Annotated in this window: 12 protein-coding genes and 1 pseudogene; 7 read left to right on the top strand and 6 right to left on the bottom strand. The window is 63.7% G+C overall.

What is annotated here, in order from left to right; translation table 11 throughout:
* Nucleotides 1–229 precede the first annotated feature (229 nt).
* The gene (gene sstT / locus J4D28_RS18855) at nucleotides 230–1,462 is read left to right on the top strand and encodes a serine/threonine transporter SstT (protein WP_009049860.1); all 1,233 of its coding nucleotides are present in this window, start codon (nucleotides 230–232) and stop codon (nucleotides 1,460–1,462) included.
* Nucleotides 1,463–1,560: 98 nt separating this feature from the next.
* Here the strand turns inward: sstT and J4D28_RS18850 are convergent, their stop codons facing one another.
* Nucleotides 1,561–2,070: a DUF1993 family protein gene (locus tag J4D28_RS18850; RefSeq protein WP_009049861.1), complete on the bottom strand. Its 510-nt coding sequence runs from the start codon at nucleotides 2,068–2,070 to the stop codon at nucleotides 1,561–1,563.
* Nucleotides 2,071–2,207: 137 nt separating this feature from the next.
* Between J4D28_RS18850 and J4D28_RS18845 the strand changes: the two genes are divergently transcribed.
* Entirely contained in the window at nucleotides 2,208–2,858 is a 651-nt protein-coding gene (locus tag J4D28_RS18845; protein ID WP_009049862.1) for a YceH family protein, read from the top strand.
* A gap of 76 nt (nucleotides 2,859–2,934) precedes the next feature.
* Here J4D28_RS18845 and J4D28_RS18840 read toward each other — a convergent pair whose 3' ends face one another.
* Together J4D28_RS18840 and J4D28_RS18835 are read right to left on the bottom strand one after the other, a co-directional pair.
* Nucleotides 2,935–3,453, bottom strand: a complete 519-nt coding sequence (locus J4D28_RS18840) for a cupin domain-containing protein (protein ID WP_009049863.1) — start codon at nucleotides 3,451–3,453, stop codon at nucleotides 2,935–2,937.
* 108 nt (nucleotides 3,454–3,561) lie between these two features.
* A complete protein-coding gene (locus tag J4D28_RS18835) occupies nucleotides 3,562–4,380 on the bottom strand; it encodes a shikimate 5-dehydrogenase (protein WP_009049864.1) in 819 nt (272 codons plus the stop codon).
* Nucleotides 4,381–4,633: 253 nt separating this feature from the next.
* Between J4D28_RS18835 and J4D28_RS18830 the strand changes: the two genes are divergently transcribed.
* The 3 genes from J4D28_RS18830 (at nucleotide 4,634) to J4D28_RS18820 (ending at nucleotide 5,725) form a co-directional block, all read left to right on the top strand.
* On the top strand, nucleotides 4,634–4,990 hold the full coding sequence (locus tag J4D28_RS18830; protein WP_007927233.1) for a hypothetical protein: 357 nt from the start codon (nucleotides 4,634–4,636) through the stop codon (nucleotides 4,988–4,990).
* A 249-nt stretch (nucleotides 4,991–5,239) separates the two neighbouring features.
* On the top strand, nucleotides 5,240–5,434 hold the full coding sequence (locus J4D28_RS18825; protein WP_007927235.1) for a hypothetical protein: 195 nt from the start codon (nucleotides 5,240–5,242) through the stop codon (nucleotides 5,432–5,434).
* A 108-nt stretch (nucleotides 5,435–5,542) separates the two neighbouring features.
* Complete coding sequence (locus J4D28_RS18820) at nucleotides 5,543–5,725, top strand: hypothetical protein (RefSeq protein WP_007927236.1); 183 nt, start codon at nucleotides 5,543–5,545, stop codon at nucleotides 5,723–5,725.
* Here the strand turns inward: J4D28_RS18820 and J4D28_RS18815 are convergent.
* On the bottom strand, nucleotides 5,722–6,789 hold the full coding sequence (locus J4D28_RS18815) for an AI-2E family transporter (RefSeq protein ID WP_009049865.1): 1,068 nt from the start codon (nucleotides 6,787–6,789) through the stop codon (nucleotides 5,722–5,724). The two genes, J4D28_RS18820 and J4D28_RS18815, sit on opposite strands and share 4 nt — an antisense overlap.
* Before the next feature lie 168 nt (nucleotides 6,790–6,957).
* Between J4D28_RS18815 and yegQ the strand changes: the two genes are divergently transcribed.
* A complete protein-coding gene (gene yegQ, locus J4D28_RS18810) occupies nucleotides 6,958–8,295 on the top strand; it encodes a tRNA 5-hydroxyuridine modification protein YegQ (protein WP_009049866.1) in 1,338 nt (445 codons plus the stop codon).
* 105 nt (nucleotides 8,296–8,400) lie between these two features.
* Here the strand turns inward: yegQ and J4D28_RS18805 are convergent, their stop codons facing one another.
* Complete coding sequence (locus J4D28_RS18805) at nucleotides 8,401–10,080, bottom strand: methyl-accepting chemotaxis protein (protein ID WP_009049867.1); 1,680 nt, start codon at nucleotides 10,078–10,080, stop codon at nucleotides 8,401–8,403.
* 213 nt (nucleotides 10,081–10,293) lie between these two features.
* On the bottom strand, nucleotides 10,294–11,610 hold the full coding sequence (locus J4D28_RS18800; RefSeq protein WP_162473262.1) for a Na+/H+ antiporter family protein: 1,317 nt from the start codon (nucleotides 11,608–11,610) through the stop codon (nucleotides 10,294–10,296).
* A gap of 424 nt (nucleotides 11,611–12,034) precedes the next feature.
* On the opposite strand from J4D28_RS18800, the pseudogene J4D28_RS30740 reads away from it, so the two are divergent.
* Nucleotides 12,035–13,324, top strand: a pseudogene (locus J4D28_RS30740) (HAMP domain-containing protein); the annotation flags it as partial.
* Nucleotides 13,325–13,329 lie beyond the last annotated feature (5 nt).

The following is a 13,329-nucleotide window of genomic DNA, read 5'->3' as shown; positions in this document are numbered from 1 at the left end:
ATGAGAAGAGGATGGCGAATCCTAACAGAATGTGTCCGCGCATGTCTGGGGTAGCGGCGAAAAAACCGCAGGCTACTCTAGAAGGCTCGGGTGGCAGATCGTCACATCCGTGGGCGACCCCCGTGTGATAAAGTCCGCCCCCTGCCGCAACACCCCATACCTCCAGCAACTCACCAGCACGGCGTCCCCCGTCGACGCACCGCATATTAAAAAAATCAGAGATACCGCTATGACTGCTTCACCCCCGTCGCTCCTGGAAAAACTCAAACGCACCAGTCTGGTCACGCAGATCGTCATTGGCCTGGTCGCCGGTATCGCCCTGGCGCTGCTGGCCCCCGAACTGGCGAAATCCACCGCCTTTATCGGCAAGGTCTTTGTCTCGGCACTGAAAGCCGTCGCGCCGATCCTGGTGTTCGTGCTGGTGATGGCCTCCATCGCCAACCACAAGCACGGCCAGGAAACCCATATCCGCCCGATCCTCTGGCTCTACCTGCTGGGCACTTTCGCCGCGGCGGTGGTGGCGGTGATCGCCAGCAGCCTGTTCCCCTCCTCCCTGGTGCTGAGCACCCATGACGTCGCCATCTCCGCCCCCGGCGGCATCAGCGAAGTCCTGCAAAGCCTGCTGCTGAGCGTGGTGGACAACCCAGTCAGCGCGCTGATGAACGCCAACTTCATCGGCATCCTGGCCTGGGCCATCGGCATGGGCGTGGCCATCCGCCATGCCGGCAACACCACCCGCACCGTGCTGGACGACCTGTCCAATGGCGTGACCCTGATCGTGCGAGTGGTGATCCGCTTCGCCCCGCTGGGCATCTTCGGCCTGGTGGCCTCGACCCTGGCGACCTCGGGCTTCGGCGCCCTGCTCGGTTATATGCATCTGCTGGCGGTACTGATCGGCTGCATGCTGTTCGTCGCGCTGGTGATGAACCCGCTGATCGTGTTCTGGAAGATCCGCCGCAACCCGTTCCCGCTGGTGCTCATGTGCCTGCGCGAAAGCGGCATCACCGCGTTCTTCACCCGCAGTTCGGCGGCCAACATTCCGGTCAACCTGGAACTGAGCAAGCGCCTGGGCCTGCATGAAGACACCTATTCGGTGTCGATCCCGCTGGGGGCCACCATCAACATGGCCGGCGCCGCCATCACCATCACCGTGCTGACCCTGGCCGCCGTGCATACCCTGGGCATTGCCGTCGACCTGCCCACCGCCGTGCTGCTCAGCGTGGTCGCCGCCATCTGTGCCTGTGGCGCTTCCGGCGTGGCTGGCGGTTCGCTGCTGTTGATTCCGCTGGCCTGCAGCCTGTTCGGCATCCCCAGCGAAATCGCCATGCAGGTGGTCGCCGTCGGCTTCATCATCGGCGTGCTGCAGGACTCGGCGGAAACCGCGCTGAACTCCTCCACCGACGTGCTCTTCACCGCCGCCGCGTGCATGGCCCAGGAAGAGAGGGTCCGCCAGACCGCCTGAGCCTGCATGCACAGCGCGCACTAAAAAGCCCGGCAAGGCTCGCACCTTGCCGGGCTTTTTTATCGGCTTAGCAGCCGGCTACATCAGAAGGCGCTATTTCAGAAAGCACCCATGTAGTCGCGCTTGCCGATTTCCACGCCGTTGTGGCGCAGGATCGCGTAGGTGGTGGTGACGTGGAAGAAGAACTGCGGCAGACCGTAGGTCAGCAGGTAGGACTGGCCGCTGAAGCGCTTCTCTTTCGGGGTGCCCGGACGGGTGACGATCTCGATGCCTTCCTTGCCATCGATCTGCGCCGGCTGGATGCCGTCGATAAAGGCCAGAACCTTGGCCAGCAGCGCCTGCAGCTCGGCAAAGGTGGTTTCAGTGTCGTCGTACTTCGGCACTTCGACTTCGGCCAGGCGGGCCGAAACGCCCTTGGCGAAATCGACGGCGATCTGCACCTGACGGATCAGCGGGAACATGTCCGGGTACAGGCGGGCCTGCAGGAAGGCATTCGGGTCGATGTTCTTCGCCGTGGCGTGGGCTTCGGCCTTGTTCAGGACATCGCTCAGGGCGTTGAGCATTTGCTTGAAGACAGGAACGGAGGCGGCGTACAGGGAAATGGTCATGGTGATCTCGACAGGCTGACGGAAAAAAGCGGAAACAAAGGTGGCGCGATTATAGACCTGCCTGAGCCTCGCCGGCGGCTTGTCTTTTATCCAGCAAGGATTAGGCTAGTCGCCTTCGACAGCATAGGGAAAGCGCGATGAGCATCGAGCAAGAGACCTCCAGCGAGCAATTGCAACTGACCAGCACCGAACTGCGCATTCTCGGGTCGCTGATCGAGAAGCAGGCAACCAGCCCGGAAACCTATCCGCTGACCCTCAATGCCCTGGTCATCGCCTGCAACCAGAAAACCAGCCGCGAACCGGTGATGAACCTCACCCAGGGCCAGGTCGGCCAGAGCCTGCGCGCCCTGGAAAACCGCGGCTTCGCCCGCCTGGTAATGGGCAGCCGCGCCGACCGCTGGGAGCATCGCCTGGACAAGGCGCTGGAACTGGTGCCGGCGCAAGTGGCACTCGCCGGCCTGCTGTTCTTGCGCGGCCCGCAGACCGTCAACGAACTGCTGACCCGCAGCGGGCGCATGCATGATTTCGAAGACAGCGAACAGGTGGTACATCAACTGGAGCGCCTGATCGCACGCGGCCTGGCGCTGCTGATTCCGCGCCAGGCCGGCCAGCGCGAAGATCGCTACATGCACGCCCTGGGAGACCCGGCGGATATCGAGGCGATCCTCGCCGCCCGGCAGAACCCGGTGGAGCGCAGTTCGGGCAGCGGCGTATCGGCGGAACGCATCGAAGAGCTGGAAGCGCGCATCGCCGCCCTCGAAGAGCGCCTGGCGAAACTCGAAGGCTGATCGCCCCCGCCCCCTGCGGCAGCGCCTGGTAGCCGCTGCCGCAGTCGGCGCAACGTCTCAAAGACTACAAAAGCCCCTACTCCCCGTCCCAGTAATCCACCCCGTCCGCATGCCGCGCCACCGCGACGAATCCCGAGGCGTTGCCCTCATCGTCGATCTTGAAGTCCTTCATCACCACATACTTGCCGGAATCCGGGTATTCGCAGATATCCGGCGCCTCCTGGGTGCTGACCGCCAGATAGCGCAGCTCGCCCTGGCTGGTGTTGATGATCTGGTGCGCGGTGTCCATGTCGCCCGGCGGGCAGGCGATCACATCGCCGGCGCGGATGGCAAAACGCTCGGCGCCGAGACGGATCTCGCCCTCGCCGGCGACTATGTAGAACATCTCTTCGTTGACGCGATGGTTATGGAAGGGGCTGGCGCGCATCCCCGGGCCCAGGGCAATCAGCCGGTAGCCGAGCTTCCGGGCACCCAGTTGCTGGCCGACACGGGCGATGCGCTGGACATAACGGCCGGCGGTGTCGCCGGTGGGGCTCAGGGCTTCAGGCAGCGGCTGAAGGTCCGCCTGATCCAGATTGAGAATGGCAGGTGGCATAACGGTCCTCGATCACGGTGGCGTGGAACAGGGGCAAGTCTTGGCTTGCTGGCGACCAGTATAGGCAGGGCTTCGCGCGCCACCGACCTGCCCTGCTCCACCCACCGATCAGGCCCGGGCGAAGGCCACCGCCTGCTGGAACTGCTCGGCGCTGGGGCGCACGCCGGTGTACAGCACGAACTGCTCCAGCGCCTGGATGGCGATCACTTCCAGGCCGGTGATCACCTGTTTGCCTTCGGCCCGGGCGCGCAGGATCAGCGGGGTTTCCGCCGGCACCGCCACCACGTCGAACACGGTGCGCGCGGCCTGGATCGCCTCGACCGGGAACGCCAGCTGGTCGGCCTCGGGACCGCCACTCATACCGATCGGGGTGACGTTGATCAGCATCTGCGGGCGCAACTCGCCCAGCTCAGCCTGCCAGACATAGCCCAGGGAGTCGGCGAGGGCCTGCCCGGCTTGGGCATTGCGGGCAACTATCACGCCATCGTGGTAGCCACCATCGCGCAAGGCGCTGGCCACCGCCTTGGCCATGCCGCCGCTGCCGCGCAGGGCAAAGCGGGTGTTCTTGGGGATCCGGTGGCTGTCGAGCAACTGGGCGACGGCGATGTAATCGGTGTTGTAGGCCTTGAGGTGGCCGTTGGTGTTGACGATGGTGTTGATCGACTGGATAGCGCTGGCCGAGGCGTCCAGTTCGTCCACCAGGGCAATGCAGGCCTCCTTGAACGGCATGGACACGCCACAGCCGCGAATGCCCAGGGCGCGGATCCCACCGACGGCGCCTGGCAGGTCCTGGCTGCTGAACGCCTTGTAGTAGAAGTTCAGGCCCAGCTGTTCATACAAATGATTGTGAAAGCGCAGGCCGAAATTCCCCGGACGCCCTGACAGCGACATACACAACTGGGTGTCTTTGTTGGGGTTCATCTGCATGTTGATCTCCTTGGAACGCACTTTCGGATAGACGGGATTAGCCAGTCATCGGGTTCTGCCCGATCATATCGACAGCGCCTGAAAGACGGGCCTGTCGCCTACGGACGAGGGTAAAGAAGCCGGTACAGACCTTACACAAAATTTACCCGGCGGCTGTGCAGTTTTTCAGAAAAAAGCTGTCTTAGAAGTATCCCCGCGACAGTCCTCGCGTCTATTGCAGACCGAGCGCTGGGGTCGGAACCGAGGAATAGCCATGATGCGTAAAATCCCCAAGATAGCCTTGCTCATTGGTGCACTTGCTGTCGCCGGTCAAGCGTCCGCCCACGGTGGCGGTGGTTGGGGTGGCCCGGCGGTAGTCGGTGCCGTGGTCGGCGCAGCGGTGGTGGGTTCGGTGATCGCCAGCCACAGTCGCCCGGTCTACGTGCAACAACCGGTCTATGTTCAGCCGCAACCGGTGTATGCCGCGCCGCCACCGGTCTACTACCAGCCACAGCCGGTGTACGTGGAAGGCCCACCGGTCTATTACCGTCCGGCCCCGGTGTATTACGGCCCGCCTCGCGGCTACTACGGCCCGCCACGCCATTACTACTATGGCCCTGGCCGCTGGTAACTCCGGCGACCGCACACCCACAGGCCCCGCCTTCACCAGCGGGGCCTGTTGCGTTTGAAACAACCCTGAAATGTCTGAATAAATCTTGCAGAGGTCGCTGCCGGGACAGCTTTTGCGATTCAATCCGGCAATAGTGTTGCCAAAGGCAGCCCCTACGCTGAAGCCTACAATTGTCATATTTATGTCATGTCAGGTCCGCAAGATCGGATCTGTCCACAAAACGGCCCCATAACAACAAGGACGACGCCCATGCCGACACAAAACCCCCATCACTCCCCCACCCTGGGTACCGCGAGCAAGGTGTACAGCGCCCTGACCGAACTCAAGCACCTGGAAGGCCACCGCAGCGCCAAGTTCCTGGCCTTGCTGGCCGAGCACCTGGTGCGCAAGGGCCTGCTGCACGACCCGGAAGTGGTCTACATGCTCGATCAGGTCGTCGACTGATCGGGCTGGCGCCTTTTTCGCCGGTATCGATGTCCACTATCGAGCGCGGTGATTTTTCGTCGAACCTCTCGGTCCGTAAGGTAGCCCCATTGATTGATGGAGGTACTTATGCCCAAGGTTCAGATCATGTCCGTTATCGGTAGCGCCGTTCCCACCTCGCTCAGGGAGCTGGGGTTGCTGGCGTGTTGGTACCTGGTGCGCGACGGCGAGCCGGTCAGCGGCCCGCTCACTTCGCTGACCGCCGCCCAGGCCCTGTCGCAAAAGATCGAGCAGCGCGTCCTGCATGCCTAAGGCAGCGGCAGCTGTGTCCGCGGCCGGGTATCGACGAACAGGTCCCAGCTCGAGATGAACAGCGCGGCGATCAACGGCCCGATGACAAAGCCGTTCAGGCCGAAGATCGCCAGGCCCCCCAGGGTCGAAATCAGAATCAGGTAGTCCGGCATCCTGGTGTCCTTGCCCACCAGGATCGGGCGCAGCACGTTGTCCACCAGGCCGATCACGAACACCCCGTACAAGCCCAGCAACACGCCTTGCCAGATCGCCCCGCTGAGCAGGAAGTACAGGGCCACCGGACCCCAGACGATCGCCGCGCCCACCGCCGGCAACAACGACAGCAAGGCCATCAGCACCGCCCACAGCAGCGGGCTGGGAATCTCCAGAAACCAGAAAATCAGCCCGCCCAGCACCCCCTGGCTGACCGCTACCAGCACGTTGCCCTTCACCGTGGCCCGCACCACCCGACTGAACTTGAGCTGCAACCGGCGCTTCTGATGCTCGGCCAACGGCACCGCGATGCGCACCTTGCGTACCAGTTCGGCGCCATCGCGCAAAAAGAAGAACAACAGGTACAGCATCACGAAAAAGCTCACCACGAACTTGAAGGTGCCCTGGCCGACGCTGAAAGCCTGGGTGGCGAAGAACTGGCTGCCTTGCAGCGCGCTCTTGACGATCTTCTCGCGCACGCTCTCCAGCTCACCCAGGCCGAAGCGGTCCAGCAGCTGCTGGAAGTACAGCGGCAGGCTGTGCTTGAACCGGTCCAGCTGACCGGCGATGTCCAGTTCGCCGCTTTCGATGCTCTGGTAAAGGTTGGCGCCCTCCTGCACCAGCAGGGTGCTGATGATGACCACCGGCAGAATCGCGCTCACCAGGCAGATGCTCAGGGTGCAAAAGGCCGTCAGGTTGCGTGGCCAACCGAACTTGATTTGCAGGCGCCGATGCAGCGGGTCGAACAGGATGCCGAGAATCACCGCCCAGAACACCGCGCCGTAAAAGGGCAGCAGGATCCAGATGAAGGCGACGGTCACCAGGGTCAGCAGAAGCAACAGGCTTTTGTGTTGCATGAGGTGCTGGTTCATGTCCGCTCCCCGTCAATAAGGTCCAGGACACCGCAAAGCGCCCCTAAAGCGTTAGTCCGCCGGTGTTCGGCCAAGTGCCCTGTTTTATTCGTCGAGCATAGATCCAGATCAATGAAGTCTGTTGGCCCAGGCCTTACCCTCGCGACCTTTTGCCATCGACAAACCGCCATGACGCCCCTGACCCGCCCCGAACTGCTCGCCCCCGCCGGCACTCTGAAAAACATGCGCTACGCCTTCGCCTATGGCGCCGATGCGGTATACGCCGGCCAGCCGCGCTACAGCCTGCGGGTGCGCAACAACGAATTCGACCACGCCAACCTGGCCCTCGGCATTCGCGAGGCCCAGGCCCAGGGCAAGCGCTTCTACGTGGTGGTCAACATCGCCCCGCACAACGCCAAGCTCAAGACCTTCCTCAAGGACCTGGAGCCGGTGATCGCAATGGCTCCGGACGCGCTGATCATGTCCGACCCGGGGCTGATCATGCTGGTGCGCCGGCACTTCCCGCAGATGCCGATCCACCTGTCGGTGCAGGCCAATACGGTGAACTGGGCCAGCGTCGAGTTCTGGCAGCAACAGGGCCTGAGCCGGATCATCCTGTCCCGCGAACTGTCCCTGGAAGAGATCGAGGAAATCCGCCAGCAGGTGCCGGCCATGGAGCTCGAGGTATTCGTCCATGGCGCCCTGTGCATGGCCTACTCCGGGCGCTGCCTGCTGTCGGGCTACATGAACAAGCGCGACGCCAACCAGGGCACCTGCACCAATGCCTGCCGCTGGAAATACCAGGCAGAAGAAGCGACGGAGAACACCCTCGGCGAGATCGTCCAGCAGTTCCAGCCGGAGCCGACCCTGGGCCTGGGGGCGCCGACCGAGCAGGTGTTCCTGCTGCGCGAGGCCAATCGCCCGGACGAAGCGATGCCGGCCTTCGAGGACGAGCACGGCACCTACATCATGAACGCCAAGGACCTGCGTGCGGTGCAGCACGTCGAGCGCCTGACGCGCATGGGCGTGCACTCGTTGAAGATCGAGGGCCGCACCAAGTCGCACTTCTATTGCGCCCGTACCACCCAGGTCTATCGCCGGGCCATCGACGACGCGGTAGCCGGCCGCGAGTTCGACCGCAGCCTGATGAACGACCTGGAGTCCCTGGCCCAGCGTGGTTACACCGAAGGTTTCCTGCGCCGCCATGTGCACGACGAATACCAGAACTACCTGAACGGCAGCTCGGTATCGGAACGCCAGCAGTTCGTCGGCGAACTCACCGGCGAGCGCCGTGACCGGCTGGCGGAAGTGAAAGTGAAGAACCGCTTTGCCCTGGGCGACCATATGGAGCTGATGACCCCCAAGGGCAACTTCCACTTCGACCTGCATCAGTTGCAGAACATCCATGGCGAGCCGATCGAGGTCGCGCCGGGGGACGGGCATACGGTGTACCTGCCGATCCCGGACGCGGTGGATCTGCGCTTTGCCCTGTTGATGCGCGACGTGACGCCGAACAGCGCGGTGTAATCCTGATTGCGGTGGCGTCTCTGATGACGCCATCGCGGGCAAGTCGGATCGCTGCCCGCTCGCTCCTACAGAGGATAACGAGCTACCCGCGATACGCTTGAACGCTTAGATACGGAACTGCCCCACCAGCTTGCCCAGGCGCTGGCCGAGGTCGGCCAGGCTGCGTGAGGTCTGGGCGCCGAGCTGGGTTTCGTCGGCGACGCTGTCCACCGCCACTGCGATCTGGTGCACGCTGCGGTTGATCTCTTCGGCCACCGCGGTCTGTTCTTCCGCGGCGCTGGCGATCTGCGCGTTCATCGAGTTGATGGTGCCGATCAGTTGCGCCATGGCATCCAGCGAAGCCCCGGCTTCGTTGGCCTGGTGCGAGGTGCCGTCGCCGGCATCGCTGGAGCGGCGCATGGCCTCCACGGCGGTGCGCGTGCCCTGTTGCAGGCGGTCGATCATGCCCTGGATTTCCTGGGTGCTCTGCTGGGTGCGGCTGGCCAGTGCCCTGACCTCGTCGGCCACCACCGCGAAGCCACGCCCGGCCTCACCGGCCCGCGCTGCTTCGATGGCCGCGTTGAGAGCCAGCAAGTTGGTCTGTTCGGCGATGGAACGGATCACGTCGAGCACACTGACAATCGACGCCACGTCTTTCTGCAGGCTGTCCAGGGAGGTGCCGCTGCTGCGGATATCGCTGACCAGCGCATGAATCTGCTGGATGCTGCCATCCACCACGCGCTTGGCCGCCTGGCCTTCCTCGTCGGTCTGCTGCGCCGCCACCGCCGCGCCCTGGGCGCTGCGTGCCACTTCCTGGGCCGCCGACGACATTTCATTGATCGCCGTGGCCACCTGATCGGTCTCGTGGCGCTGGCGCTCCATGGCCTGCTCGGAACGCTGGGCCTGTTCGGACACCTGGGTCACCAGGCCGGTGAGCTGGCCGGTCATCTCGGTGATCTGCCGCACCAGGCCGTGGATCTTGTCGACGAAACGGTTGAAGGAGCCGGCCAGGTCGCCCAGCTCGTCCTGGCTGGTGATGGCCAGGCGGCGGGTCAGGTCGCCTTCGCCGGCGGCGATATCGTCGAGGTTGAGTTTCATCAGGTTCAGCGGCCGCAGGATGGTATTGGCCACCAGCATGCCGATGGCGGCGATCACCAGCAGCACCACCACGGCGATACCGATGATACTCAGGACCATGCCCCGCATGCGCTGGTTGACGCTGGCCTCGACCTCGGCCACCTGGGCGTCGATGCCGTCCAGGTTCACCGAGGAGCCGACGATCAGGTCCCACTTGGGCAGGTATTCGGTGTAACCCAGTTTCGGCACCAGCACGTCGCTGCCCGGCTGGGTCGAGCTGTACTGCACATAGTGCGTGCCGTCCTTGCCGACCTTGACCAGCTCGCGGTTGACGTACACGCCGTTGGGGTCGCGGTTGTCCTTGAAGCTCTTGCCGACGCCGTCCGGGCTGTTGCCCTTGAACAGGCGCACGGTCTCGGAGTCGTAGCCGAAGAAGTAACCGTCCTTGCCGTAGGTGATGTTCGACAGCAGCTTCACCACCTGCGCGCGGGCCGCGGTATCGCCGGGCGCCGCCGCGTCGTAGAGCGGCTTGACCGTGCTCAGGGCCACCTCCACATAGCTTTGCAGCGTGGTCTTGGCCTCGCCGAGCAGGCGCTGTCTTGTCTCGTCCACTTCGTTCTGCGCCTGCTGCTTGAGCATGACGACCGTGGTCAGGCTGATCACCAGCGCAAACAACAGCACCGGGAGGACCGCGAGGGACAGGACTTTGCCCTTCAGACTTAAGCGCATAGGAGGTTCACTCTTGATTTTATTGGCGTGATACAGCCTTAACGGCACGCCACCACAAAAGTTGAGCCCGCGGGAAGATGAAGGGAATCTGGGGCCACGCAGCGCCCTTGAGATTTATCGCGAGCAAGCTTCGCTCCTACAGATACGACGCTTCTGTAGGAGCGAAGCTTGCTCGCGATAAGGACAACACAGTACAGCTGAAACCCCGCGGCCTCAGAGCACCATCGCCGCGACCCAGCCGAACGCCAGCAGCGGCAGGTTGTAGTGCAGGAAGGTCGGGACCACGGTGTCCCAGATGTGGTGGTGCTGGCCGTCGATGTTCAGGCCGGAGGTCGGGCCCAGGGTCGAGTCCGAGGCTGGCGAACCGGCGTCGCCCAGGGCACCGGCGGTACCGACGATGCAGACGATCGCCAGCGGGCTGAAGCCCAGTTGCACGCACAGCGGCACGAAGATGGTCGCCAGGATCGGCACGGTGGAGAACGACGAGCCGATGCCCATGGTCACCAACAGTCCCACCAGCAACATCAACAAGGCGCCGACGCCCTTGCTGTGGCCAATCCAGCTGGCCGAAGACTCCACCAGGCTCTTCACCTCGCCGGTGGCCTTCATCACCTCGGCGAAACCGGCGGCGGCGATCATGATGAAACCGATCATCGCCATCATCTTCATGCCTTCGGTGAACAGGTCGTCGGTCTCGCGCCAGCGCACGATGCCCGACACCGAGAAGATCAGGAAGCCGGACAGCGCGCCGATAATCATCGAATCCAGCAACAGCTGGATGACAAAGGCCGCGACAATCGCCAGGCCCGCCACCAGCAGCGTGCGCGGGTTGTATTGCACCGTCACCTGCTCGACTTTCTCGATCAGCTGCAGGTCATACACACGCTTCTTGCGGTAGCTGACAAAGGCCAGCAGCAGGCCGAAGACCATGCCCAGCGCCGGAATGCCCATGGCGTGGGTGACATTGATATTGCTGATGTCCACGCCACTGCGGGCGACGTTGGCCAGCAGGATCTCGTTGAGGAAGATATTGCCGAACCCCACCGGCAGGAACATGTACGGGGTGATCAGGCCGAAGGTGATGACGCAGGCGATCAGCCGTCGGTCCAGTTGCAGTTTGCTCAGCACATACAACAGTGGCGGCACCAGCAGCGGGATGAAGGCGATATGGATCGGCAGGATGTTCTGCGAGGCGATCGCCACCACCCACAACAGGCCGATCAGCAGCCATTTGACGTTGCCGCCGCCATTGGCGTCCTGGCGGTCCACCAACAGCAGGATCTTGTCCGCCAGGGCGTGGGCCAGGCCGGACTTGGCGATCGCCACCGCAAAGGCGCCGAGCAAGGCGTAGGACAGGGCCACAGTCGCTCCGCCGCCGAGGCCGTTGTTGAAAGCCTTGAGGGTCGCCTCGATGCCCAGGCCACCGGTCAACCCTCCCACCAGCGCGCCTACGATCAGCGCGATCACCACATGCACGCGGGACAGGCTGAGGACCAGCATGACGCCAACCGCGGCAATTACTGCATTAATCATCGTTACCTCATGGCACTGCGACGGGAAAACGCCGCAAAAGGAATGAGTCCGGCCAGAGGGCATGGCTGCCGACGCCGGATTGGAAAAGGAGGGTCTTATTAGAGGGCGCGCACTTTGCAGCAGCGGGCAACGCTTGTCAAAACCGGCGGTCCGCTGCCAACGCCTTTCCTGTAGCCGCTGGCGCAGCCTGCGATCCAGCGCAACGCGCTGGCCAGGGCGGACGCCGCAGTATGCCTGGTACTCCCGAGGCGCCTGGAGTGGCGGCCGCTCCGCGCCCGAGCGCAGGCTACGCCAGCGGCTACAAGGGGCGAGTCCGCAACGAGCCAGTCCCCGGGGGAAATTCGAACGAGCGTTTAAAGAAGGCCGTTCTGCGGCCGATACGTTGCAAAGTCTCAAATAAATATCGAATAAGGACGTCTCCATGTCGCTCAGACAACTTTCCATCCAGTGGAAAATCACCTTGCTCGCCGGACTCTGCCTGGCCGGCATCGTGACCCTGCTGGTAGGGCTTTCGCTGTACCGCATGGAGCACAGCTCCGCACTGGTGAAGGCTTCGAGCATGGAGATGCTCAACGAAGCCGCCCAGGCCCGCATCGAGGCCCAGGGCGAAGTCCAGGCGCTGGGCATCCGCCAGCAATTCATGGACGCCTATCAATACGGCCACGGCTTCTCGCGCCAGGTGCTGTTCCTGCGCGAACAGGCCGAGAAGCGCTTCCTCGATGCCTTCGACCTGCGCGAGGACCTGACCCGCCAGGTGAAGTCGGCGCTGCAAGCCAACCCCGACCTGCTCGGCCTGTCGCTGGTGTTCGAGGCCAATGCCCTGGACGGCAAGGACGAACTCTTCAGCGGCCAGGGCGAACTGGGCAGCAACGACAAGGGCCGTTTCGCCCTCTACTGGTCGCAGCCGACCCCGGGCAAGCTGACCTCCATGGCGCTGCCGGAAAGCGACATGAGCGACACCACCACCGGCCCCAGCGGCCAGCCGGCCAACGCCTGGTTCACCTGCCCGCGCAGCACCCTCAAGCCCTGCGTGATCGAGCCCTACTTCTATGCGATCGACGGCCAGAACGTGCTGATGACCAGCATCGTGTTCCCGCTGCTGGTGAACGGCAAAGTCATCGCCTCGCTGTCGGTGGACATCAACCTCAACAGCCTGCAATCGGTCAGCCAGCAAGCGAGCAAGGAACTCTACGACGGCCAGACCACGGTCAGCATCATCAGCCCGGTCGGCCTACTCGCCGGCTACAGCGCCGACGCCAGCAAGCTCAGCCAGCGCCTGGACCAGCTGGACCAGGCCAACGGCGGCGAACTGATCCGCCTGCTGTCGGCCAGCCCCCAGACCCAGAGCCTGCACGACAACAGCGAACTGAAAGTGCTCGCGCCCTTCACCCCGATTCCCGGCGGCAAGCCCTGGGGCGTGCTGCTGCAAGTGCCGGAGCGGGTCCTGGTGGGCCCGGCCGAAGCGCTGAAGAACCAGCTGGACCAGAGCAATAAGGCCGGCACCCTGGTCGAGCTGGGCCTGGGCCTGCTGGCCGCGGTGCTCGGCCTGCTGCTGGTGTGGCTGATGGCGCGCAGCGTGACCCGGCCGATCCTCGGCGTGGCACACATGCTGGAAGACATCGCCAGCGGCGAAGGCGACCTGACCCGGCGCCTGGCCTACGACAAACAGGACGAACTGGGCCAGCTGGCCGGCTGGTTCAACCGCTTCCTCGACAA

Source organism: Pseudomonas sp. GW531-T4 (assembly GCF_017349615.1).
Lineage (GTDB): Bacteria > Pseudomonadota > Gammaproteobacteria > Pseudomonadales > Pseudomonadaceae > Aquipseudomonas > Aquipseudomonas chlororaphis_I.
The sequence above is the reverse complement of the archived record's forward strand: the minus strand, read 5'-3'. Positions and strand labels throughout refer to the sequence as shown.